The sequence below is a fragment of the Streptomyces neyagawaensis genome (genome assembly GCF_023516595.1).
In the GTDB taxonomy this organism is placed as follows: domain Bacteria; phylum Actinomycetota; class Actinomycetes; order Streptomycetales; family Streptomycetaceae; genus Streptomyces; species Streptomyces neyagawaensis.
Window position 1 is genome coordinate 1 of record NZ_JAMGBG010000015.1, and the last position, 22,973, is coordinate 22,973.

Consider the following 22,973-nt stretch of genomic DNA (forward strand, 5'->3'; position numbering starts at 1 on the left):
CACGATGTCGTCGGGGCGGTAGTTCAGCCGGGCCTGGATGGCGCGGGCGGCGAACGCCACGGGCCCGTGCGGGCAGGCCACGCCCTTGGGCGCCGCGGTGCTGCCCGAGGTGTAGATGAGCAGGGCGAGCCGGTCGGCGGGCACCTCGGTCTGAGTACGGGCGTCCGGGTCGGCCGGACCGGACAGGTCCAGCTCGGACACGACGGCGACCGGCACCTCGGACGGCCAGTTCAGGCCGTCGGCACCGTCGCGCTCGGCGTCCTGGACGACGATCAGCGAGGGTTCGGCGTCGGCGATCACCGACTGGAGGTGGAAGGCCTTCATGCCCGGGTTGATCGGCACCAGGACGGCGCCGCTGCGCCAGGTCCCGTAGAGCAGGGCGGTGAACTCCTTGGCGCTGTCGACGCGGGCGAGCACCCGGTCGCCGGGGCGGATGCCGCGGCGGTGCAGTTCCCTGGCGAAGGAGTCGGCGGCGGCGTCGAGTTCGGCGTACGTCCACACGCCATAGCGGTCCCGCACGGCGGGGGCGTCGGGGCGCCGGGCGACGGCGGCGGTGAGGAACACCTCCGCGGCGTTGTCGACCCGGGGGGCGGTGTCGGTGCCCACGGCGTTGTCGATCAGTGCCGTGCCGGGGAAGGTTCCGATCACGGTCGCGGTCATCGCTGCTCCTCGGGTGTCTGCGGATCGGCGGCCGGGGTCGTCCAGCCCGGTGTGCGGAGGATCTCCAGTACGGCGCAACTGGCGGTGCCGGGGCCCGCGGAGAGCATCAGCACGCGGTCGCCCGGGCGCAGTGCGCCGGTCTCGGCGAGGTCGTTCAGCGCGGCGAACTGGTCGCCGGCGCCGAGGTGTCCGGTGCGGCGGCCGAACTCCCAGGTAGTGCGCTCCTCGGGCACCCCCAGCAACTGCTCGGCCTGCCACTGCATCTTGCTGCGGCCGCCGGTGGGGATGACGGCGTGGGCCAGCTCGTCCGGCGTGATCCCGGCCTCGGCCAGCGCGTCGTCGACGGCGCCCTTGACCATGGCGACCAGCCGGTCGGTGGCCTCGCGGATGTTGCCGCCGCGGGAGCGCAGGTAGTGGGCGAACCGTTCGGCGTGCTCGTACGGCTCCTGAGTGGGCAGCGGGGTGAGGCCCGCTCCCCTGGCCAGCGCCTCCATGCGGTTGTCGGCGCGGGTCACGGTCGACAGGACGCGGGCGAAGCCGTCCCGGTTGGAGAGGACCAGGGCGGTGCCGCCGTCGGCGTAGACGAGGCCCGCCTCCGCGCTCCAGCGGTTGATGAGCGGCTCGGCGAAGCGGTCGGCGGTGGTGAGCACCACCGCGGCCTCGTCCTGTTCGGTGGTCAGCTGCCGGGCGGCCAGCTCCAGGGAGCCGACCGCCGCGTTGCACTCCTGCTTCACCTCGAACGCCGGCACGCCCCAGTGGACGGCGTGGTCGGCGACGTAGGACGCCACGGGCCACATGGTCTGGCCCTGGAACCAGACGTAGTTGTGCAGCAGCAGACGTACGGTCTCCGGGGCGAGACCGGACCGCTTGAGCGCGGTGGTGGCGGCCTGCACCGCCATGTCGGGTGGCGGGACGTCCTCGTCGGCCACCCGGACGGACAGCAGACCGTCCGCCTCGAACTGCTCGGGGTCGTACTCACCCGCCTCCACGGCGGCGCGGGCGGAGAACGGTTCGGGGAGCCAGGCCCCCGTCCCCGCCACGTAAACGCTTTCCCAGCGCATGGTTCTCCCATCGTCGGTTGGCTCACCCAGGGACGGCCGGGTGGCCGAGCGGCACGGCCGGGCTCCTGGGATCCGCCCTGCCGGGATCGTCGGCCCTGTCGCTTTGGCCCGGCTAAAGACCGGGGGCGGGATCGGGGCGGGGTGGAGAGGAGGGGACGGGGGCCGAGGGGCGGGGCGGGGACCGGGGGGACAGGACGGGGACCGAGAGGACGACGGGGGCCGAGGAGACGGGACGGGGGCCGAGGGGACGGGACGGGGGCCGAGGGGACGGGACGGGGCGTCGGGGCGCGGGGTGGAGCGGGAACGGTCGTGCCCCGGCCGCCGTTCGGGCAGCCGGGGCACGACCGGGTGGGCGCCGCGCCGGGGGACGCGCGGCGCCGTCAGCCGACAGTGGTCCTCGGCGCCTCGGGACTCGGAACGCGGGCGGAGGAGTCGGCCGTGTTCGGCGCGGCCAGGGAACGGGCCACGAGCAGGACGCACAGCACGAGCAGCAGCGGCACGCACATGGCCGCGCGGTAGGAGACGGCCGCTCCGACGGCCCCGACCAGGGGTGGGCCGATCAGGAAGCCCACGTAGTTGAAGAGGCTGACACGTGCCACGGCGGTGTCCTCGGCCCCCGGCAGCCGTTGCGCGCCGATCACCAGGGCCTGGGGGATGATGACGGACAGCCCCACGCCGAGCACGGCGAAGCCGAGGACGGCGGTCAGGGGTTCCGGCGCCGCGGCGACCACGGCGAACCCCAGGGCGGCGAGCACGGCGCCCGCCCGCACCACGGCCGCCGCCCCCCACCGCTGCACCCAGCCGTCACCGAGCGCGCGGCCCAGCAGGGTGGCCACCATGTAGAGGCCGTACGGGACGGTCGCCATCGCCTCCGAGCTGTGCAGGGTGTCCTCCAGGAACTTCGCGCTCCAGTTGGTCGCGGTGGAGTCCGCGACGACGGACACGGCCATGATCAGGCAGAGCGGCAGCAGCGGCTTCCAGGGGATGCCGCGCCGGCCGCCCGGCCGCGTCTCGGGCGCCCCGGCGGCGGACGGGGCGGCGGTCGGGGCGGCGGAGGGACCGCCGCTCCCGGCGCCCGGTCCGTCCGGGCGCGCGTCGAGGCGGGGGCCGGCCGCCACCGCGGCCGGGAGCAGCATGACGACCGAGGAGGCGAACACGGTGAACAGCGACAGGTGCCAGTGGGCCCCGGCCCAGGACAGGGCGGCGCCGAGGATGCCGCCGAGGCTCGCCGCGCCGTGGAAGCCCAGCATGATGCTGCGGCCGTAGCCGCGCTGGATCCCCACGCCCGTCATGTTCAGGCTGGCCTCCATGGCGCCCACCAGCAGGCCGAAGGCCACCAGGCAGACGGCGAGTTGCCAGACGGCCTCGCCCGCGCCGACCCCGGCCAGCGCCAGACAGATCAGCGGCTGTACGACCCTCACCACGACGTGCGGGGGGACCCGGCGCACCACCCGCGAGGCGGTGACCGTGCCGACGCCGGCCAGGATCGGGACGGCCGCGAGGGCCAGCGGGAGCTCGCCGTCGCTGAGTCCGTACCGGTCCTGGATCGCCGGGATGCGGGTGACCAGCAGAGCGAAGACCGCGCCGTGGACGAGGAAGATCAGCAGTAGTGCGGAGCGGGCCTGCCGCAGCCGAACCGGGAGCTCCATGGCACCTCCTTCGGTGTTCGCCGCCGCTCACCCGAGGGCAGCACCGCCCGGACCGTAGGGAGCGGCGCTGAAGCGCCGCTTGAGCGGACGGCGGCGCGGCACGCCACGGCGGGGACCGCCGCAAGTCCCCCTTCAGCGGGTCCCCTGAGGGTGGCGGGGACCGCTGTGCCCGCCACCGACGGAGGACCCGACCATGACCCGCACCGAGACCGCGGATCCCCGCCGCTGGTGGATCCTCGGTGTGCTCTCCCTCGCCCTGTTCGCGATCGTGCTCAACAACGGCCTGCTCAACGTGGCCATCCCCCAGATGATGCGGAGCCTGGACGCCGACGTCGGCCAGATCCAGTTCATCGTGGACGGCTACGCCCTGGCCCTCGCCGGGGCGTTGCTGACCGCCGGAACGCTCTCCGACCGGTACGGCCACAAGCGCGCGACCCTGCTCGGCACCACCGTGTTCGGCGTGGGTTCGCTGGTCGGCATGACCGCGGACGGCACCGGCCAGCTGATCGCGGCTCGGATCCTGATGGGGCTGGGTGCCGCGTGCATCATGCCCGGCACCCTCGCCGTCCTGGTCGACGTCTTCCCGCCGGCCGAACGGGCCCGGGCGATCGGTGTGTGGAGCGGCTGCTCCGCGCTCGGGGTCGCGGCCGGTCCGGTGGTCGGCGGCGCCCTGGTCAGCCACTTCTGGTGGGGCTCGATCTTCCTGGTGAACCTCGTGCCGGTGGCCGTGGTGCTGGTCGTCGGCGCCCTACTGCTGCCGGAGTCCGCCGATCCCTCGCCGCGCCGCCCGGACCCGGTGGGCGCGCTGCTCGGCACGGGCGCCATGGTGGGGCTGGTCTTCGGGACGATCCAGGCGTCGAAGTACGGCTGGACCTCCGGGTGGCCGGTCACCGGCTTCACCGTGGCCGCCGTCGCGGGCGTCTGCTTCGTGCTGTGGGAGCGCCGGCACCCGTACCCCATGGTGGACTTCGCTCTGCTGCGCCGGGCGCCGTTCATCGGGGCGAGCGTGAGCATCCTGCTGCTGATGTTCGGCCTGGCGGGCACCCTGTTCGTCCTCACCCAGCGGCTGCAGTTCGCCTTCGGCTACGGGCCGCTGCGGGCCGGTCTCGCCGTGATGCCGGTGGCGTTCGCCGTCCTGCTCGGCACGATGGTGTGCCCCGTGGTGGTCCGCCGGGCCGGGCCGGGCGGCAGTGTCGCCGTGGGCCTGGCGCTCGGGGCGGCGGGGGTGCTGGTCCTCGGCCGGGTGGGCGAGGGCTACGCACCGGTGCTCGCCGGGCTGGTCCTCGCGGGGATCGGGTTCGGGCTCGCGATGGGGCCCACCACGGACGTGGTGATGTCCCTGGTGCCGCCGGAGCGGTCGGGGGCGACGGGTTCGCTGGACATGACGATGCAGGAGTTCGGCAACGCATTGGGCGTCGCCGTGGTCGGCAGTGTGCTGGCCCACAGCTACACGAACGCGATGGCCGACGCCGACCGGCCGCAGGCGGCGAGGCGCACGCTGGAGAGCGCCCTGGCTCTCGCCGAACGCACCGGGGGCGACGCGGGAGCGGCGCTCGCCACGGCCGCGAGGTCGGCCTTCGACCACGCCGCCGGGGTGGGCCTGACCGTGGCAGCGGCCGGCGTGGCGGGCGGCGCGGTGATCGCGGCCCTGCTGATGCCGGGCCGCACGGCCGTCGGCGACACCGCCGGCGAGGCGGTGACCCCGGTCGCGGACACGGGCGTACCCGGAGCCCCGGCCCCGGAGACGCCGGCCCCGAAGACCTCGGCCCCGGAGACCTCGGCGGGCCAGACGCCCGTCGGCTGAGCCGCTTCGACGACGGCGCCTCGCGGCCGGACGGCCGCCCCGGCGCCCGCCCGACCGACGGAGGGCGGCTCCTCGGGCGGGCCGCCCGGCGAGTCCAAGGGGAACTCCCAGCCGACGGAGGGCCGCTCCCCCATCGGGCATCCGGTGCGCTGAACGACCGCCCGGCCCACGGACGGCCACCCCTCGGACAGGCCGCCCGGCGGGTCCAAGGGAAGGTCCGGCTGGCGGGAGGACCGTTGCTCGGACAGGCCGCCCGGCGCACCACACGACCGCCCGACCGACAGAGGGCCGCTCCTCGGGCAGGCGCCCGGCGCACCACACAACCGCCCGGCCCACGGACGGCCGTTTCTCGGACAGGTCGCCCGGCGAGTCCAAGGGGAACGCCCAGCCGACGGAGGGCCGCCCCTCGGGCTGGGGGCCGCGCACCAAACGACCGCCCGGCCCACGGACGGCCACCCCCTCGGGCAGGCCGCCCGGTGCGCGAAGTGACCGTAGGGGCAGGCGACTAGCGGCGTGCGCGGACTGTGTCTCGCCCGGTGGCCCGGTGGTGTCCGGGGCGGCCTGCGAGCAGGCGCATCCTCGGGCGGGTGGTTCCTTGCATGCGAACGGCCGCCTCTCCTCCGGGAGTTCGGGAGGGGAGGCGGCCTCTCGGCGCCCTGTGCGGTCCGGCGGTTCTTGCCCCGGAGGGGGTCAGTCGCTCGGGGCTCCCACCAGGTCCATGCCGAGCAGGTCGGCGATGTCGGTGTACCGGCTCAGGACCTCCGTGAGCCGGTCGAGGAACGCGCTCTCCTGCTCCCGGATGTAGAAGTGGCCGCCCGGCACCACCACGGTCTCGCAGTGCACCGTGGAGTACAGGGACCATTCCCGGACCTCGGGGACGGTCACCAGCCGGTCCTCCGCCCCGGCGAACGTGTGCAGCGGGATCGGCAGCGGGGTGCGGTCCACGCTCCCGGCGCCCTCACAGAGCATCAGGTCGCCCCGGACGACGGGCAGCAGCGCCGCCAGCCATTCCGGGCGGTCCAGCAGCACCCGGGGCAGACCTCCCAGCGCGGACAGCCCGCGCATCAGTTCCATGTCGTCCGCCACATAGCCGTGGGTGATGGGCGGGGCGGGCAGGTGCGGGGCCCGGTGCGCGCCGAGGAGGAGCGCGAGGGGCAGCCGTTCGCCGCGGGCCCTGCGGTATTGGGCCAGGGCGAACGCGACGAGGGCGCCCATGCTGTGCCCGTACAGCACGTGCGGGCCGTCGAGTTCCTCGCCGAGTTCCCGGTCCAGGTCCGCCACGAGCGCGGGGAGGTCGGTGAAGCGCGGCTCCGCCATCCGGCCCTCACGGCCGGGCAACTGCACCGGCAGCACCTCCACGCCGGATCCCAGCCACCGCTGCCAGCCCGCGTAGGCGGAGGCACCGCCACCCGCGTAGGGGAAGCAGAACATGCGCAGGCGACCGTCGTGGCGTGTGCCACCGCGTCTCAGATATCGCGTCATAGTGCCCCGGAACTCCTCTCGTCACGCGGTGGCCACCAGGTGACCAGCCCCCGCAGTCCCCACAGCGTCGGGAGCGGCGCTTAAGGGCCGCCAAACGACGACAGGGCCCGAAGAGAGAGGAACGTCCCCGATCGCCCGCATGACCGCCGATCGCCCGCATGACCACCGATCGCCGTCCGCCGTCCGCCGGGCGGCCGGGATCCCGCGGCGGGGCGGTCCGGGGCAGTGCGGGGCGGACGCCGCCGACGGCTCCCACGACTCCGACGGCTCCGGCGCCGGTGGAGCCGGACGCAGGCGGGGGCGCGGGTCAGGCCGAGACGGGTGCCAGCGGCCTGACGCGCGGCGCGCCCTCGGACACGGCCGGTTCGGGGGACTCCAGGACGGGGTCGGCCCGCAGGATCGCCTGGTGCAGCCGCTGCAGCCGCGTCGACGGCTCCAACGCCAGCTCCCGGATGAGGCACTGACGCAGCCTCTGGTAGATGCCGAGCGCGTGGGAGGGCCGGCCGCAGCGGTACAGCGCCAGCATCAGCTGCGCGTGCACGGTCTCGTGCAGGGGGTGCTGCGCGGCCAGCGCGGTCAGCTCCCCGAGCAGCGCGGCGTGCCGGCCGAGCCGCATGTCCGCCTCGATCCTCGCGTCGAGGGCGCCCAGTCTGGTCTCCTCCAGCCGTACCGTCTCCACCTCCAGCGCCCGGCCGATCTGCACGTCGGCCAGAGCCGGGCCGCGCCACAGCCCCAGCGCCTGGTGCAGCAGGACGGACGCCTCGCGGACGGATCCCTCGCGAAGGGCCGTCTGCCCGGCCGCGGACAGCCGCTGGAACTCCGTCGCGTCATAGGCGCCGGCCACGTCGAGCGCGTAGCCGCCGTACCGGGTGCACAGGACGTCCTTGGGTCCGCGCACCGCGGTCGGGCCCAGCGCCGTGGCCAGTCCGCGGCGCAGCTGCCGTATGTAGGTCTGGAGGGTCGCGGGCGCGGTGCGTGGCGGCGCGTCCCCCCACAGTTCGTCGAGCAGGGTGGACACGGTCACGACCTGGCCGGCGTGCAGTGCCAGCAGGGCGAGCACCTGGCGGGGCTTGGCCGCGCTGGGCACTACGGACGTGTGGTCGAGCTGGGCGACGAGCGGCCCCAGGACCCGGACCTCCATTGTGGTTCTCCCTCCAGCCAAAACCGCTCGGCTTGCGTTTCCGAGCGCTCCACAGTGGCACGGGGACCCATGCCACTCCCAGTGAGCGCTTCATCGCCGCCGCGTGAATAACGGAGGCGGTGACCCATGACGAATTCACATGGGAGGCATGAGGGGAACACTGTCGGTGACGACCCCGCTGCCCGAAGAATCCTGTCTGCCGGTCCGATCACGGCGACTTCCGATTCACACACAGGTATTTGCGGAGGGCAACGTGCACGAAGGCGTTATTTCCACTCTCGAAGGTACGCACGCCACGGAGCAGACCGTGGCCTTCGACCGGATGCCCGGCCAGGAACTGCGGTTCGTGGAACTGGCCGCGCGGGCGTGGCTGGAGCCGGAGCTGTCACGCCGCTACCAGGTGGACGCCACATCGGTGCTCGACGAGTTCGGCGTCACGCTCGCCCGGGGGCAGCAGCCGCCCTCGCTGCCCGAGAACCCGGTGGGTGAACTGACCATCGAGGAGCTCTCCCAGCCGACGACCGCGCACGCGTTCCTCTGCTTCTGCCTGACCGACGACGTGTCCCCGGAGGCCCGGTACACGTCGTCGGGGACCGGCGGTCGGAGGATCGTTCGGTGACCGCCGTCTTCGGTGAGCGTCCCGCGCACCCGTCGAGAACGCACGACCCTCGGCTCGTGGGCTTCCGCAGTCACCTGAGAGCGGAGGTCGTCGCCGACGACGCCGCGTACCTCCTGTCCGACCGGGGTGTGACCGCGTTGCAGGGCGATCACATCGAGGCCCTGGTACCCCTGTTGGACGGCACCAGGGACCTGCCGTCCCTGCTGCGGGACGCGGCTCCCGAGATACCGCCCGAGCAGGTCGGCCGGCTGATCGCGCGGCTCGCCCAGGCCGGTCTCGTGGGCTATTCGACGCCGGTCGCGGCCTCCGGCGGCTCCGATGAGGCGGGCCGGCCGGCCCGCGCGTTCTGGGAGCTGGCCGGGCTGGACGGCACGGTGGCCCTGCGGCGGCTGGCGGCCGCCCCGGTGGAGGTCCTCACGGTGGGCGGGGCGTGCGCCGAAGGGGTGCTGGAGGCGTGCCGGGCCGCGGGGCTCGCGGTGACCGCGAGCGGCTGGGCCCACGGCGCGCACGGCGCGCACGGCGTGGCCGGGAACGACCTCGCCCCGCTGTCCCTCGTCGTGTGCGACGACTACCTGAACCCCGAGTTGCGCGAGATCGACGCCCTGCACCGGGCCACAGGGCGGCCCTGGCTGCTGTCCCGGCCCGGTGGCTCCACGGCCTGGGTGGGCCCGGTGTTCCAGCCGGACTCCGGCCCCTGCTGGTCGTGCCTGGCCCACCGGCTGCGCGGCCACCGGCTGTGCGAGGCGCCGGTGCGGCGGGCGCTCGGCCTGACCGGCCCGGTCCCCCGGCCGGCCGCCCAGGTGCCGCCGTCCGCGGCGGCGGCCGCGCAGCTCGCCGCGCTGGAGTCGGCGAAGTGGCTGGCCGGCTACCGCTATCCCGGCCAGTCCGCGGTCCTGACCCTGGACACCCTCACCCTGACGAGCCGTCACCACGAGCTGCGGCGCCGCCCCCAGTGCCCGGACTGCGGTGACCCCGGCCTCGTCGCACGGCGGGTGCGGCAGCCGGTGACGCTCGTCTCCCGGCCGAAGGCGCCGTACGCGGGGGGCGGGCACCGGGCGCTCTCCCCCCAGGAGGTCCGCGACCGGTACGCGCATCTGGTCAGCCCGGTGACCGGGGTGATCGAGGAGATCCGCAGGGACCCACGGGCGCCGTCGGGCCTGCACTGCTATCTGGCGGGCCGCAACGCCGCGCTGGGCGGGACCGACCTGGCGCGGCTGCGGGCCGGGCTGCGTCACCTCAGCGGCGGCAAGGGCGCCACCGCGCTGGACGCCGAGGTGAGCGCCATGTGCGAGGCGCTGGAGCGGTACAGCGGCACCCTCCAGGGGGACGAGCCGCGCACCAGGGACAGCCTGCGGGGCCTGGGGGACGTGGCGGTCTCCCCGGACGCCTGCCAGCTGTTCGCCCCCCGGCAGTTCCGTGACCGCGAGCGGTGGAACGCCCTGCACGACGCGTTCCAGTACGTTCCCGAGCCGTTCGACGACCGGGCCCCGGTCGACTGGACGCCGGTGTGGTCGCTCACCGAGCAGCGGCAGCGGATGCTGCCGACCGGCATGCTGTACTTCCAGGGTGCCGCCGACGGGTCGTCCCGGCCGGTGGCCGGCCGGCGCTCGCTGCGCGCCGACTCCAACGGCAACGCCGCGGGCAGCAGCCCGGAGGACGCGATCCTGCACGGCTTCCTGGAGCTGGTCGAGCGGGACGCCGTCGCCCTGTGGTGGTACAACCGCACCCGGCAGCCCGCCGTGCGGCTGCACGGCCCCGGCGGCTTCGGCGACGCCTGGACCGAGGAACTCCTCGACATGTACCGGCACATGCACCGTGAGGTGTGGGTCCTGGACCTCACCTCCGACCTGGGCGTGCCGGTGTTCGCGGCGGTGTCGCGGCGCACCGACAAACCCGCCGAGGACATCATGTTCGGCTTCGGGGCGCACTTCGACCCGGCGGTGGCGCTGCGCCGCGCGCTGACCGAGATGAACCAGCTGCTGCCCGCCGTGATCGGCGCACGGGCCGACGGCACGGGTTACGGCACGACGGCGCCCGAACCGCTCGGCTGGTGGTGGGGGGCGACCGTGGCCACGCAACCGTATCTGCTGCCCGACCCCTCGCTCCCGGCGCGCGGCCCGGCGGACTTCGCCTTCCACAACCGGCCGGACCTGCGGGACGACGTCGAGGCCGTCGTCGAGTTGCTGCGCGGGCACGGCATGGACCTGCTGGTGCTCGACCAGACGAGGCCCGACATCGGGATCCCGGTGGTGAAGGTGGTCGTACCGGGGCTGCGGCACTTCTGGGCCCGGTTCGCGCCCGGCCGGCTGTTCGACGTGCCGGTGCGGCTGGGCCGGCTGGCGGCGCCGACACCGTACGAGGACCTCAACCCCGTCCCCTTGTTCCTCTGACTGTTCATCTGAACGGTACGGCGCCCCACCGCCGTACCCCGCATGCCCCACAGGAGCCCCTATGACCGCCGAGAGGCCGTTGAGCACCGTTGTGACACCGCAGAGCGAGAGGCGCTGCGTCGCCCTGTGGTCGCTCCGTGAGGACGTCCTGGTGGACATGGGCGGCCCGGCCAGTCCCGTGGTGCTCTCCGGCCGGTGGGGCGAGACCCGGCTGCACAGAGCGGGCCCGCTGGTCCGCGAGGCGCTGCGGCGGATGAGCCTCGGCCCGATCTCGCTGGCCAACGTGGCGGCCGAGCTGGCCGCCGACAGCTCCGTGCGCCCCTCCTCCCCCGGGGGGCGCACGGCCAGCGTCACGGGTGCGCAGGCCGAGATCCTGATGGTGCTGCACCGGTTGCAGCACATGGTGGTGCGCTCACTGACGCTGGAGGGCGCCGACCAGCCCCTGTTGTCAGTGGTGCCGATCGCGCAGTCGGCCCGGTACCGGCCGGACATCGTCGACCGGCAGCGTCCGGTGCGGCTGTCCCGCTTCGCGTTCCTGCGCAGCGAGGGCGAGGGGTTCGTGCTGGAGGGGCCGGTGTCGCTGTACCGGGTCGTCCTGCACGCTCCGGAGGCCGCGTGGGTCGTGAGCATGCTGGGCCGCGCGCTCACGGTCGACGAGATCGCCGCGGCCGTGCCGCTGCCCGCCGCGGTGGTCGCCGAGATCGTCGGCCATCTGCTGGGGACCGGCATGGTGCTCTCCGCGGAGCAGCCGTCGCCCGGCGCCGACCGCGGCGGTCCGGGCGCGTACGAGGAGGGCCGGGGCGGCGGTGACCCGGTCCCGTCCTTCGCGGAGGACCTGGACCCGGCGCTGCTGTCGTGGGGCGCCGTCGACCTGCTCTTCCACAGCCGCTCCACGCTCGGCCGGCACGACGCGGACTTCGGCGCGACGTATCCGCTCGCCGGGCGGCTGCCCCCGGCCCCGGCCGTCAAGCCGCTGCCGGACGGCCCGCGCATCGCCCTCCCCCGGCCGTCCCTGAGCGAGGTGACGGCCGCGGACCCGCCGCTGACGACCGTGGTGGAGGGGCGCCGGAGCATCCGGCGCTACGGCTCGGAGCCGCTCACCGCCGCCGCGCTGGGCGAGTTCCTGTACCGGGCGCTGCGGGTCCGCGGCCTGCACGAGCGGCAGGGCGAGGGCCGGCAGGAGGAGGCGTACTCCGACCGGCCGTACCCCAGCGGCGGCCGCGCCTACGAGCTCGAGTTCTATCTCACCATCCGGGACTGCGCCGGCATCCCGTCGGGCACCCACTACTACGCGCCGCTGGAGCACTGCCTGGTGCAGATCGGCGACGGCGGGACGGACTCGACGACGGCGGAGCTGGTCGCGGAGGCGCAGATCACCGCCGGGCTGGTGGACCCGCCCTCGGTGGTCATCACCATCACCTCGCGCATCCACCGGCTGTCCTGGAAGTACAGCGGTCTCCCCTACGCGCTGACGCTGAAGCACGTCGGCGCGGTCATTCAGAACTTGTATCTGATCGGCACCGCGATGGGCCTGGCCGCGTGCGCCCTGGGGAGCGGTGACGTCGAGCTGGCCGCCCGCACCACCGGCACGGACTGGCTGACCGAGCCGAGCGTCGGGGGCTTCGCCCTGGGCGTGGCCCCGCACCTGTCACCAACCATCCCTTAAAATCGCACAGTTGGTCCATGAGTCCTGCATTTAATACTTACAGTTCAAAGATCCCGCATACACTGGTCGCTCCTTGATCCTGTTCCGGTGAGGGGCTTTCATGGAGGCAGCCGCGCTGGGCGCGGAGACGCAAGTCGACCGCTCCTTAGGGGAGACCGCCACCGGCGGTGTCGGCGGCAGTCCCACCTTGTCGGCGGCTGTGCGCGCCCTGGGCCTCAGTGCCCCGCCGCCCCGGCTCGCCCAGGGTGTCGTCCTGATCGTCGAGTGCGGTTTCGTCCTGACCGGCTTTCTGAACATCGCGGACGCGAGGCCGGGGCCGTGGACCCTCGTCGCCTCGGCCCTCGGCTTCAGCTTGGTCTTCCTTCTTCAACTCGTGCACACCACCCAGCGTCTGCGGCGGTTCCGGGCTCGCTGGTACCGGTGGACGCTCACCCTGCAGGCGCTGCTGACGTATCTCCCGCTGTTCGTCCTGGGGTTCGGCTGGGGCGGGATGGCCGGCTTCCTGGGCGCCTCCCTGCTGCTGGTGCTCCAGCCCAGGGTGGCCTGGCCGCTGTTCGGCCTCGTCGCCGTCGCGGCCGCGGGCACCGGCCCGCTGCTGGGCATGCACTTCGTCGGCTCGGTGTACATCGCCGTCTCCACGGTGCTGACGGGACTGATCGTGTACGGCCTGAACCGGCTCGCCCAGCTGGTGGTCGAGGTGCACGCGGCCCAGACGGAACTCGCGCGGCTGGCCGTGACCCAGGAGCGGCTCCGCTTCGCCCGGGACCTGCACGACCTGCTCGGCTACAGCCTGTCCGCGGTGACCCTCAAGAGCGAACTGGCGTGCCGTCTCGTGCCCGCGGCCCCCGAGCGGGCCCTGGAGGAGCTCAAGAGCATCCTGGAGATCTCCCGGCAGGCCCTGTCCGACGTGCGCACCGTCGCCCGTGGCTACCGGGACATGTCGCTGTCCACGGAGGCCGTGTCGGCGCAGGCGGTCCTGGCGGCCGCCGGCATCCAGGCGGAGGTGGAGTGCCAGGTGGACCTCCCCGAGGGGGAGGTGAGCACCATCATGGCGACCGTGCTCCGCGAGGCCATCACCAACCTGCTGCGCCACAGCAAGGCGGAGCGCTGCCGGATCCAGTTCTGCGGGACGTCGTCGGGCGATCTGGTCCTCACCATCGCCAACGACGGGGTGCAGAAGACCGCCACGGCCTTCCGGGACCTGTCGGACGGCTCGGACGGCAGCGGCCTGGGCAACTTGCAGTTCCGGCTGGCCTCGATCGGGGGCCGGCTGATGTCCGGGCTGGACGAGGCGGGCTGGTTCGTCCTGCGGGCCGCGGTCCCGCTGGGCCGGGCCGACTGAGAGCTCCGGACAAAAGGGGTGTCCGATCAGCTCGCGGCGTCTGGTGCGTGCGATCGCAAGGCGCCGGAAGCTCCTCGATGGGGGTCCCCCGCTCGAGCGGAGCCGAGAGTGGGGGAGGAGCTACCAGGGGCTTGCGGCAACGCGGCGAGCGTGCGTGCCAGACGCCGCGAGCCGGGCTCCCCATTTGTTCGGAGCTCTGAGAGCCGCGGGCGGCGGAGCGGGCGGGAACCGGTGAGGAGCTCACAGCCGCGGGCCGGGCGGGGGTGTCGCGCCCCGTCCGGCCCGCGGCCTCTCACAGCCAGCCGCTCTCCCTGGCGACCCGGATCGCGTCGACCCGGTTGCGGGCGTTGAGCTTGGTGACGACCGTCGTCAGGTAGTTGCGCACCGTCCCCACGGACAGGAACAGCAGGCGCGCGATGTCCGCGGCCTCCGCCCCGTCCGCGGCCAGCCGCAGCACCTCCGTCTCACGGGGCGTCAGCGGGTTCTCCCCGTTGTCCAGGGCCGCCAGGGCCAGCTGGGGGTCGATCACCCGCTTCCCGGCCGCGACGTCCCGGACCGCGTCGGCCAGCCGGTCCGGTGGGGCGTCCTTGAGGAGGAAACCGCCCACCTGGGCCGCGAGCGCCTTGCGGAGCGTGCCCGGCCGGCCGAGGCTGGTCAGGATCAATGTGCGGCACGAGGGCAGCTGTTGGGCCAGCTGGGCCGCCGCGCTCAATCCGTCGAGGCCGGGCAGGTCGACATCGATGATGGCGACATCCGGCTGGTGCTCCAGTGCCGTGGGGAGGATCCGGTCCCCACGCTCGACCTCGGCCACGACGGTGAGGTCACCCTCCAAGGCCAGCAGGGCCACCAGGGCCCCACGGACCATGTGCATGTCCTCGGCGAGCAGTATGCGTATCACAGTGCTCCCCCCGGGGGGCCGAGAAGGTCACGTCGGCCCGATTGACGAGGACATTACTTGACAGAGGGTGCGCGTAAAAGATCAGAGAGCGATTTCCTTTAAACTTCACCTTAATCCTGGGCCCACTGCGCCACCTCGATCCGCATGGCGGTGGTGACGGTGCTCTCCTGCACGGCCTCCACCTCGACCGGGATCGTGAAGGTGCCCAGTTCCTCGTCGGAACGGAACCCTCCGACCGTCGCCCGCAGGCTGGTGATGCGGTCCAGTTCGGCGTAGTCGGTGAAGTCGGTTTCTATGGACGCGATCGACAGGCTGCACGGGTCGAGGCCGTGCAGCCGGGCCACGGAGGCCACCGCCAACTGCCGTGCCGCCTCCATCTGCAGATGGCCCGGCACATGGTCCAGCGGGTGGTCGAAGACGTGCGGGTGGCTGGTGTCCACCACCAACTGGCAGGAGAACCGGCTCTGTTCACCGTCCGCGACGGGCTCGGTGACGAACACGTTCCGGGCGTCGCGGCGGCCCACCGCGCACGGTTCGGCCGCCGTGAAGCGCGGCAGCAGGAAACCGGGGTGGTCCGGCAGCTGCCGCCTGCTCCGCATGGCCTGGTAGGCGGTCCTGGACAGGATCAGCAGCCCGCCCTCCCCGCGCATCGCCGGGCGCCCGTCGACCGCGACGTCCCCGGTGAAGGTGAACCCCTGGACGCGGCCCGCCCGGTTGCGCCGGGTCCTCACGGTCACCTCGACCCGCAGGTCGGCCGGCCGTCGGCCGATGCGCAGCGGTTCGAACGCGGTGACCCGCAGTCTGAGATCCCGGAAGATGAACGCCGACCCCAGCTCCACCCCCAGATGACGGTGGGCGATCAGGACCCCGGCCTGCCGCACCACTTCCACCAGCAACGTGAAGTCGTACGAAGGAGAGTCCTCCCCGATCAGATGGCCGCGCGGGAGCTGGGCGGCGACGGCGAAGGTGTCCTCGCCCGTCTCGGCGGAGTCGGTGACGAAGACCTCGGCGATCGAGGCCCGGTGGACAAGGGTGCGGGGCACGGTCGCGTCGTAGCTCAGCTCCACCTCGGCGGCCCTCGGGCGCGCCGGGGCCGCCTCGGAGGCGGTGGCGGACGCGGTGACGGGGGCGGTCGCGGACGCGGGGGCAGACAGGGACATGCTCATGGTCGGTCCTTCCAAGGAAGTCTGGGTGTCGCGATCGATCGGCTCGCGATCGGTGGGCCGGGCCCGCTCAGGGCCGCAGGGACGGCACCGGCGCCGTCAGGGGCTCACGCGACGGCAGCCGGGCGAGGAGGGCGTCGAGGCCGGCGGGGGCGGAGCGGGCCGCGACGACACCGTCCGGCCGCACATAGGCGACCCACGGGGAGCCGGCGGCGCCGAGCGTGCGGCCCTGTTCCCGGGCGACGATCAAGTCGCCCGTCCCCTGCGGTACTTGCGCGGCTTCGGCGGTCGCGGGCTGGATCCACAGCACCTGGGCCGTGTCGCCGACGCCCCGCTCCCGCACGGCGTCCGCGGCGCGCACGGCCGCCTCACCGGCCGTCCCCGCGCCGTACACCAGCAGGGTGTGCCGCCCGGCCGCCAGATGGTCGTGCAGCGTTGTCGCGGCCGTACCGGTCACCGGGATCAGCGTCGCGTCGGGGGACCGCCGTCCGGGCCTCAGCGTGCGCGGCACGCCGCTCACGGCGTCGGACGCGGCCACCGCGGGGCTCCCCGAGTGGTCCAGGTCGAGTTGGGCGAGCAGGGGGATCGCCTTGCGCTCCAGCAGCCCGGTGGCGGACAGCGCCCGCATGACCGTGTTCCGCAGGAGCCGGGCCACCGGACGGCGCAGCAGCCACATCCGGATCTGCTGGTCGCCGTTCGCGACCGCCCGGACGGACGCGGGACGCCGTTCGGCCTCGTAGCTGTCGAGCAGCGCCGGGTCGCCGCCGCGCACCACGGTCGCCAGCTTCCAGCCCACGTCGTAGCCGTCCTGGACGCCGGTGTTGAGGCCCTGTCCGCCGGCGGTGGTGTGGGCGTGCACCGCGTCGCCCGCGAGCAGCACCGGGCCCTCACGGAAGCGCGGGGCGACCTTGGCGTGCACCCGGAAGCGGCTGGTCCACCAGGTGCCGTGCAACCGCAGCCCGCCCGGGCCCCGCTCGTCGAGGAGCCGTTGCAGCAGCTCCTCCGAGGGCGGATCGGTGCGCTCGTCCGGTTCCGTGTCGAAGAAGACCCGGTGGCCGTCGGGCTGCGGGACGATCACCAGCACCCCGTCGGGCGTGATGTGGTGCTGCACCTCGGCCTCCTCGGGCGCGCCCTCCAGCCGGCCGTCCCCGATGAGGAACGTACGGTCGAAGGTGTGGCCCTCGAAGGGGATGCCGACGCTGTCGCGTACCAGGCTGCGGGCGCCGTCGGCGGCGACGAGCCAGGGCACCGTCACCGTCTCCTCCGCGCCGCCCGCGCTCAGCGTCACGGTCACCGACTCCTCGGGGCCGCCGCGGTGCACGGTCACCGCCGTGGCCTCGGTCTCCCACTCGACGGTGCCGCCCAGCTCCGTCAGCCGCTCCAGCAGCGCGCGCTCGGTGACGGGCTGCGGTACGCAGAGAGGGCCGGGGAACGCGGTGCCCGTCAGTCCGCCGAACCGCACACCGGCGAGCTTCCTGCCCTTCGACCAGTACGACGCCCCCGCCAGCGGAAGGGCCGTCCCGGTGAGCTTCTCGGCGACCCCGAGGCGGTCCAGGCATTCGAGGGCGCCGCTCCACAGCACCAGCCCCTTGGGCGCGATACCGGGGCCGGGACGCCGGTCGACGACACGGCAGGGCACGCCGAGGTCCCACAGGGCGCACGCGGCGGACAGGCCGGTGGGCCCGGCGCCGACGACGAGAACCGGGGTGGCGGTCATCGGGCACCTCCCGCGGCGCCGGCGGCCACGGCCACGGGGCGGTGCAGCAGGGCCGAGATCTCGCGGACGGCGCTGTCGGTGTCGGCGAACCGCACGGCGCGCATGCCGAGTTCGGCGGCGGCCCGGCAGTTCTCCTCCGTGTCGTCGACGAACAGGCAGCGCTTCGCCGGGGTGCCGAGCCGGTCGAGCAGGATCCGGTAGATCTCCGGTTCCGGTTTGCGTACGCCTTCCCGGTGCGAGTCCACGACCACGTCGAAGAGTTCGTCGACGGGCAGCTGGGCCCGCCACAGCGGCTCCCACTCGCGGACGTTGTTGGTCAGCAGGGCGAGCCGGTAGCCGTCGCGGCGCAGGGCGCGCAGGAAGGCCAGGAACGGCTCGTTGGCCCGCCGGCCCCGGAACCACAGCTCGCCGAAGCTCTGTCCGTCCGCGAGGATCCGGCCCGCCCCCTCGGGGAGTTCGGCGAGGATCCGGTCCACCATCTGCCGCTCGGTGATCGTGCCGGTCTCCAGGGCGGCCATCGGGGTCTCCCCGTGGCGTTCCGTCGCCGCCAGGAACGCCTGCGCGAGGTCGCCGGCGTCGATGCCGGCGAGTTCGGCGAAGGCGGCGAAGGTCTCCACGAGCGGGTTCGTGAGGACCCCTCCGTAGTCGACGACGACGGTGTCGACCGCCGTGGCGCTCCCCTCGCCCACCGCGACGCGGCGTACCGGCCGCTCCTGCGGCCCCGTCTGGTGTGTGGATGTCATCGGGCTGTTCCCCCTTGCTCTGGTCGATCTGCTCGCTCTGGGTGCTCGGTTCGATCGGGTCGATCTGGTGGATCTGTTGGATCGGGTGATCCGGGTGATCCCTTGGGCCGGGATCGGGGTGGCGGGTGCGGGAGTGGGTGGTCCTGGCGGACCGCTGAACCGGGTGGACCGGTGACCGGGCCGCATCGGGCTGCATCGGGCTGAACCGGTCGACTCCGTGGGCTCGGTGGAGTCGGTCGGTCGGCCAGGTCGTCGGCCGGTCCGGTCGCGGGCGTTGCGCTGATCGCGGCCGGCCGGCTGCGGCCGTTCTGGCGCACAGGGCCGGTCGGGGCGGGCCGGGCGGTGCCGTGGCCACTCGGCCGGGTCGGGTGTCCGGGCGGCGTTGCCGCGGCGTCCGCCCGACGCGTTGCCCGGACGCTAACGACGATCGCTTGCGCCCCGCCAAAGAGGTGCGGGAGGACCTGTCGAGGTCCTCCCGCACCTTGTTTCCCGCGTATTCACGTACTCGCGCGGCCGTGTGGCCGTCGCGGCGTCAGCCGGACTGCTTCCCGGCGGCCGCGCCGGCCCGTTCCCTCTCCTGCGTCACCGGCGCCGACGTGTCCGACGCGCTCGACGGGTCTGAGGCGTCCGGTGTGTCCGACGCGGCCGGGGCCGGTGCCGCCGGGGCCGGGCCGCCCTCACGGATGCCGAAGCGGGCGTGCAGGCGGCGCAGCGGTCCGGGCGCCCACCAGGTCGCCCGTCCGGTGAGCGACAGCACCGCGGGGACGAGGAGCGTACGGATCACCATGGCGTCCATGAGGATGGCCAGGGCGACGCCCAGTCCGAGCATCTTGGTGTTGGTGATGCGGGACGTGCCGATGGCCACCATGACCACGGACAGGACGAGCGCGGCGGCGGTGATGACACCGCCGGTCGAGCGGATCCCCTCGACCACCGCGGCCTTGTGGTCGAGCGTCCGCTCCTGCTCCTCCTTGATGCGGGAGAGCAGGAAGACCCCGTAGTCCATGGAGAGTCCGAACGCGAGGCAGAACATCAGCACCGGGAGTGCCGTCTCGATGCTCCCGGTCGGGGTGAAGCCCAGCACCCCCGACAGGTGTCCGTCCTGGAAGACCCACACCACGGCGCCCAGCATCGCGGTGAGGCTCAGCGCGTTGAGCAGGACGGCCTGCAACGGCACCAGCACGCTGCCCGTGAGCAGGAACACCAGAACCAGCGTGGCGAGCACGATGATGCCGATGGCCCACGGCAGGCCGCGGCCGATGGCGGCCTGACTGTCGATCAGTGCCGCGGTCGTCCCGGAGGTGTAGCTGGGGAAGTCGGCGTCGACGGCCCTGACGTCCCGCACCAGGTCCTTGCCCTCGTCGGAGACGGCCTCCACGCCGGGCACCACGGTGAGGTACGCGATCTCGCCAGCGGTGCGGCCCGGCTGCGCCGGTCCGGCGGCCCGGCCGTCCTGGTAGCTGCCGGTCGGCCCGTCCACCCGGATCACTCCGTCGAGCCGGGACAGCCGCTCGGCGTAGTCGCCGAGCTCGCCTGCGGGCGCGTCGCGGGTGACGACCTCGATCGCTCCGGTGGGGCTGCCCTGGAAGTGGTCCCTGATGTTCTCCTGCACCACGCGGGAGTCGGCGGAGGAGGGCAGCTGCCGGTAGTCGGCGGTGCCGAAGTCGACGTTCAGGAAGGGCGCCCCGAGCAGCAGCAGGACGGCCAGGGTGCCGGTGGCGACCAGCGGCGCGCGCCGCATCACGCCCCGGGCCAGCCGGGCCCAGGCGGCCCCGGGGGCCGCGGGCTCGGGGATCTTGCGGGAGCCGCGCCGGACCAGCTTGCGCACGTCCCAGGCGTCGATGCGCCGGCCGAGGACGGCGAGCAGGGCGGGCAGCACCACGAGGGCGGCGACGGCGGCGAGGACCACGACGCTGATGCCGGCGTAGGCGAGGGACCGCAGGAAGTACAGCGGGAACACCATCATCGCGGCGAGCGACACGGCGACGGTCGCGGCCGAGAACAGCACCGTCCGCCCGGCCGTGTTGAGGGTGACGGCGAGCGCGGCGGGTGTGTCGCGGCCGGCGGCGAGTTCCTCGCGGTAGCGGCGCACGATCAGCAACGCGTAGTCGATGGCGAGGCCGAGACCGAGGGCGGTGGTGAGGTTGGTGGCGAAGACGGAGACGTCGGTGAAGGAGGTGAGGACCCGCAGCACCGCGTTGGTGCCGAGGATCGCGATCACGCCGATGCCGACGGGGAGCAGCGCGGCCACGGCGCTGCCGAACACGACCATGAGGATGAGGAGCGTGATCGGCAGCGCGATGACCTCGGCGCGCACGAGGTCCTCGCGGATGAAGGTCTGCTGCTCGTTCTGGACGGCGACGCTGCCGCCGATCCGGACCGTGAGGTCGCCCTGCCGTCCGTCGAAGTGCCCGACGATACGGTCCTTCAGGGTGCGGTCGGCCTCCAGTTCGTCCCCGGTGAGCCGGGCCACCACCAGGGCCTCCCGGCCGTCGTCGGAGCGCAGTGCCCCGGCGCCGGTGTCCCAGTAGGAGGTGACGCCGGTGACGCCCCGCTCGTCGGCGAGGCGGGCGGCGAGCTCCCGGCCCTGGCGTGCCACGTCGGCGTCGTCGACCTCGCCGTCGGCCCGCGCCAGCAGCACGAGGTTGGGGCGGGCCCCGGGGAACTCCCGTTCCAGGATGTCCGCGGCGTACGAGGACTCGGATGACGGGTCGACGACACCGCCGCTGCCCCCGCTGCGCAGCCGGTCGGCGACGCCGCTGCCGAGGACGACGGCACCGGCCAGCAGGACCACGGTGAGGACGAGCAGCAGCCGGGACCGGCGGACGGCCAGCCCGGCGATCGCGGTGAACAGGCCCCGGGGAGGGGCGGTTTCGGGGGGCGGGGTGGGTGTGGTGGCGGGGGACATGGGGGCTCCCGGAGGTCGGGGTGGGTGAGGTGCGGGCCGGCCGTACGCCCGGGGACGCCGACCGGTGTCGTCAGCGGCGACGCAGGTGGAACTGGCCGGGCGTGGTGGAGGGGACGCCGGTGAGGATCTCCCGGAGCCCGCCGCTGACCACGTAGTCGCCGTACGGGGTCACGGCGACGGTGGTGGGGTCCTCGAACGGCCAGGTCTGGTCCCGCACGGTGCGTGCGCTGCGCCAGCAGTCGGTGGACCGCAGCTCCAGGACGGCGTCGCGGCCGGGGCGCCCGTCGGCCGGCGACAGGTCGTTGGACACGACGACCAGGGAGCCGTCCGGGCGCAGGGCGATGCCGTCCATGGTGGCGGGCGCGCGGTCGAGGCGGACCTCGCTGACCTTGGGCCGCGCCGAGCGGGGGCGGTCGACGCGGAAGAGGCGGCCGCCGTCGTACTTGCCCATGAGGAGGAACCCGGCGGGGTGGTGGACGATGCCGTTGGGGCCGGTGGCCTCGGTGAGGAAGCGGTCGTCGCGGATCACCTGGAGGAGCTCGCCGGCACGGCTGACCACGCTGATCGTGTCGACCCCGGTGTCGGTGACGTAGATCGTGCCGTCGCGGTCGACGGTGACGTCGTTGGCGCGGGGCTGGGCCTGTCCGTCGGACAGGTCGACCAGGTGCTGGACGGCACCGGTGTCGAGGTCGAAGACACCCACTCCGGACACCGGGGGCAGCGTCGGGTCGACGATGCCCATCAGCCGGAAGAAGTAGTCGGTGTAGGCGGCCAGGACGCGGCGGCGGGGCGCGTCCACGACGATGCCGAGGACCGACACACGGGCGAACGGGGCCACCAGTGGGGTCACGGTGCCGTCGGCCCGGACCACCGAGATGGTGCCCTGCGCACTGGACCCCACGAGGAAGGCCTTCCTCGTGGGGTCCCAGGCGACGCCCTCCGGGTACACGCCGGGGGCGGTGACGCTGAGGCTGCGCGGCAGCGGGCAGCGGGTGGATTTCGCGAACGCCGGCAGCGGGGTGGCGGCGAGCGCCCCGCCCAGGGAAACCGCGGTGGCGAGTCTGAGCAGGGTGCGGCGGGAGGCCGGGGACGACACGTCCATGATGTGCTCCTGGGAAAGGGGTAAAGGATGACGAAGTAACAGGAAGTGGGCTGGGCCGATGCGTGGTCGCGGCGGGCCGGGTCGTGTGGTGGCGCACCTGATGCCCCGCTGGGGGGAAGCGCCGGGTCCGGCTGTCCAGCGGACATGGGCAAGGGTCGCGAGCCGCTCTGGAGAACCACTGAACCTGCGCTGAACCGGCCACGGGCGGCCGGAAGCGGTGGACGGCGCCCGGGAGGCGCTTTGGTCCGGCGCAAGGCGGGCTGCCTAACGTCCCGGCCTGCCAGGTCCCGTCGGCGTGTGCCCGGCGTCCCCGAGTTACGGGAGGCGCCGACGGGGTCCGGCCCACGCAGCGGCGCCGGACAGCGGAAAGCCAGAGGAGACGAGTCGCGTGACGGTAGACACCGTGGACATCGAAGAGGCCGAGCCGACATCGGCCGGGATCCGCACCAAGGAGGTGCACCGTCTGGACCGGGTGGTCATTCGGTTCGCGGGTGATTCCGGTGACGGTATGCAGCTCACCGGTGACCGTTTCACCTCCGAGACCGCCTCGTTCGGCAACGACCTGTCAACCCTGCCGAACTTCCCCGCCGAGATCCGCGCCCCCGCCGGCACCCTGCCCGGCGTCTCC

At 73.7% G+C, this 22,973-nt stretch carries 16 protein-coding genes and 1 pseudogene; 6 read left to right on the forward strand and 11 right to left on the reverse strand.

Annotation, left to right across the window (positions count from 1 at the left end; all coding sequences use genetic code 11):
- The 3 genes from M8J73_RS09895 to M8J73_RS09905 form a co-directional block, all read right to left on the reverse strand.
- The coding region (locus M8J73_RS09895; RefSeq protein WP_249828490.1) for an AMP-binding protein at positions 1-660 on the reverse strand (660 nt) is incomplete at its 3' end.
- Positions 657-1,721 (reverse strand): ketoacyl-ACP synthase III family protein, encoded by a 1,065-nt coding sequence (locus tag M8J73_RS09900; protein ID WP_055542779.1) that lies wholly within the window; start codon positions 1,719-1,721, stop codon positions 657-659. The genes M8J73_RS09895 and M8J73_RS09900, both read right to left, overlap by 4 nt.
- A 380-nt stretch (positions 1,722-2,101) precedes the next feature.
- Positions 2,102-3,370, reverse strand: coding sequence for an MFS transporter (locus M8J73_RS09905; protein WP_063799252.1), 1,269 nt, complete (start codon positions 3,368-3,370; stop codon positions 2,102-2,104).
- Positions 3,371-3,563: 193 nt separating this feature from the next.
- Here M8J73_RS09905 and M8J73_RS09910 point away from each other — a divergent pair, with 193 nt between their 5' ends.
- Positions 3,564-5,174, forward strand: coding sequence for an MFS transporter (locus M8J73_RS09910; RefSeq protein ID WP_055540368.1), 1,611 nt, complete (start codon positions 3,564-3,566; stop codon positions 5,172-5,174).
- A 690-nt stretch (positions 5,175-5,864) separates the two neighbouring features.
- Here the strand turns inward: M8J73_RS09910 and M8J73_RS09915 are convergent.
- Together M8J73_RS09915 and M8J73_RS09920 are read right to left on the reverse strand one after the other, a co-directional pair.
- On the reverse strand, positions 5,865-6,656 hold the full coding sequence (locus tag M8J73_RS09915) for a thioesterase II family protein (RefSeq protein ID WP_240501512.1): 792 nt from the start codon (positions 6,654-6,656) through the stop codon (positions 5,865-5,867).
- Between the two features lie 307 nt (positions 6,657-6,963).
- A complete protein-coding gene (locus M8J73_RS09920) occupies positions 6,964-7,797 on the reverse strand; it encodes an AfsR/SARP family transcriptional regulator (protein ID WP_055540366.1) in 834 nt (277 codons plus the stop codon).
- A gap of 307 nt (positions 7,798-8,104) precedes the next feature.
- On the opposite strand from M8J73_RS09920, the gene M8J73_RS09925 reads away from it, so the two are divergent.
- The 4 genes from M8J73_RS09925 to M8J73_RS09940 all read left to right on the forward strand — a co-directional run bounded on the left by M8J73_RS09925 (position 8,105) and on the right by M8J73_RS09940 (position 13,814).
- A complete protein-coding gene (locus M8J73_RS09925) occupies positions 8,105-8,416 on the forward strand; it encodes a TIGR04351 family putative TOMM peptide (protein WP_240501510.1) in 312 nt (103 codons plus the stop codon).
- On the forward strand, positions 8,413-10,806 hold the full coding sequence (locus M8J73_RS09930) for a TOMM precursor leader peptide-binding protein (RefSeq protein WP_055540365.1): 2,394 nt from the start codon (positions 8,413-8,415) through the stop codon (positions 10,804-10,806). Before M8J73_RS09925 ends, M8J73_RS09930 begins: the two co-directional genes overlap by 4 nt.
- A 61-nt stretch (positions 10,807-10,867) precedes the next feature.
- The gene (locus M8J73_RS09935) at positions 10,868-12,472 is read left to right on the forward strand and encodes a SagB/ThcOx family dehydrogenase (RefSeq protein WP_055540364.1); all 1,605 of its coding nucleotides are present in this window, start codon (positions 10,868-10,870) and stop codon (positions 12,470-12,472) included.
- Between the two features lie 100 nt (positions 12,473-12,572).
- Complete coding sequence (locus M8J73_RS09940; protein ID WP_055540363.1) at positions 12,573-13,814, forward strand: sensor histidine kinase; 1,242 nt, start codon at positions 12,573-12,575, stop codon at positions 13,812-13,814.
- A gap of 292 nt (positions 13,815-14,106) precedes the next feature.
- Here M8J73_RS09940 and M8J73_RS09945 read toward each other — a convergent pair whose 3' ends face one another.
- From M8J73_RS09945 to M8J73_RS09970, 6 genes are all read right to left on the reverse strand, one after another.
- A complete protein-coding gene (locus M8J73_RS09945; RefSeq protein ID WP_055523101.1) occupies positions 14,107-14,712 on the reverse strand; it encodes a response regulator transcription factor in 606 nt (201 codons plus the stop codon).
- A 110-nt stretch (positions 14,713-14,822) separates the two neighbouring features.
- Positions 14,823-15,878 (reverse strand): ScbA/BarX family gamma-butyrolactone biosynthesis protein, encoded by a 1,056-nt coding sequence (locus M8J73_RS09950; RefSeq protein ID WP_240501508.1) that lies wholly within the window; start codon positions 15,876-15,878, stop codon positions 14,823-14,825.
- 67 nt (positions 15,879-15,945) lie between these two features.
- On the reverse strand, positions 15,946-17,592 hold the full coding sequence (locus tag M8J73_RS09955) for an FAD-dependent monooxygenase (protein WP_055540362.1): 1,647 nt from the start codon (positions 17,590-17,592) through the stop codon (positions 15,946-15,948).
- Positions 17,589-18,335, reverse strand: a complete 747-nt coding sequence (locus M8J73_RS09960) for an HAD family hydrolase (protein ID WP_240501506.1) — start codon at positions 18,333-18,335, stop codon at positions 17,589-17,591. The genes M8J73_RS09955 and M8J73_RS09960 overlap by 4 nt, the downstream gene beginning before the upstream one ends.
- 532 nt (positions 18,336-18,867) lie before the next feature.
- Complete coding sequence (locus M8J73_RS09965) at positions 18,868-21,243, reverse strand: MMPL family transporter (RefSeq protein WP_249828491.1); 2,376 nt, start codon at positions 21,241-21,243, stop codon at positions 18,868-18,870.
- 70 nt (positions 21,244-21,313) lie between these two features.
- The gene (locus tag M8J73_RS09970; RefSeq protein ID WP_249828492.1) at positions 21,314-22,345 is read right to left on the reverse strand and encodes an SMP-30/gluconolactonase/LRE family protein; all 1,032 of its coding nucleotides are present in this window, start codon (positions 22,343-22,345) and stop codon (positions 21,314-21,316) included.
- 388 nt (positions 22,346-22,733) lie between these two features.
- On the opposite strand from M8J73_RS09970, the pseudogene M8J73_RS09975 reads away from it, so the two are divergent.
- Positions 22,734-22,973: pseudogene (locus M8J73_RS09975) on the forward strand (2-oxoacid:acceptor oxidoreductase subunit alpha); the annotation flags it as partial.

Bases quoted from the DNA above. Each gene is read 5' to 3' on its own strand.
- M8J73_RS09900 (WP_055542779.1), bottom strand. From the start codon at position 1,721: ATGCGCTGGGAAAGCGTTTACGTGGCGGGGACGGGGGCCTGGCTCCCC.
- M8J73_RS09905 (WP_063799252.1), bottom strand. From the start codon at position 3,370: ATGGAGCTCCCGGTTCGGCTGCGGCAGGCCCGCTCCGCACTACTGCTG.
- M8J73_RS09910 (WP_055540368.1), top strand. From the start codon at position 3,564: ATGACCCGCACCGAGACCGCGGATCCCCGCCGCTGGTGGATCCTCGGT.
- M8J73_RS09915 (WP_240501512.1), bottom strand. From the start codon at position 6,656: ATGACGCGATATCTGAGACGCGGTGGCACACGCCACGACGGTCGCCTG.
- M8J73_RS09920 (WP_055540366.1), bottom strand. From the start codon at position 7,797: ATGGAGGTCCGGGTCCTGGGGCCGCTCGTCGCCCAGCTCGACCACACG.
- M8J73_RS09935 (WP_055540364.1), top strand. From the start codon at position 10,868: ATGACCGCCGAGAGGCCGTTGAGCACCGTTGTGACACCGCAGAGCGAG.
- M8J73_RS09940 (WP_055540363.1), top strand. From the start codon at position 12,573: ATGGAGGCAGCCGCGCTGGGCGCGGAGACGCAAGTCGACCGCTCCTTA.
- M8J73_RS09950 (WP_240501508.1), bottom strand. From the start codon at position 15,878: ATGAGCATGTCCCTGTCTGCCCCCGCGTCCGCGACCGCCCCCGTCACC.
- M8J73_RS09955 (WP_055540362.1), bottom strand. From the start codon at position 17,592: ATGACCGCCACCCCGGTTCTCGTCGTCGGCGCCGGGCCCACCGGCCTG.
- M8J73_RS09960 (WP_240501506.1), bottom strand. From the start codon at position 18,335: ATGACATCCACACACCAGACGGGGCCGCAGGAGCGGCCGGTACGCCGC.
- M8J73_RS09965 (WP_249828491.1), bottom strand. From the start codon at position 21,243: ATGTCCCCCGCCACCACACCCACCCCGCCCCCCGAAACCGCCCCTCCC.
- M8J73_RS09970 (WP_249828492.1), bottom strand. From the start codon at position 22,345: ATGGACGTGTCGTCCCCGGCCTCCCGCCGCACCCTGCTCAGACTCGCC.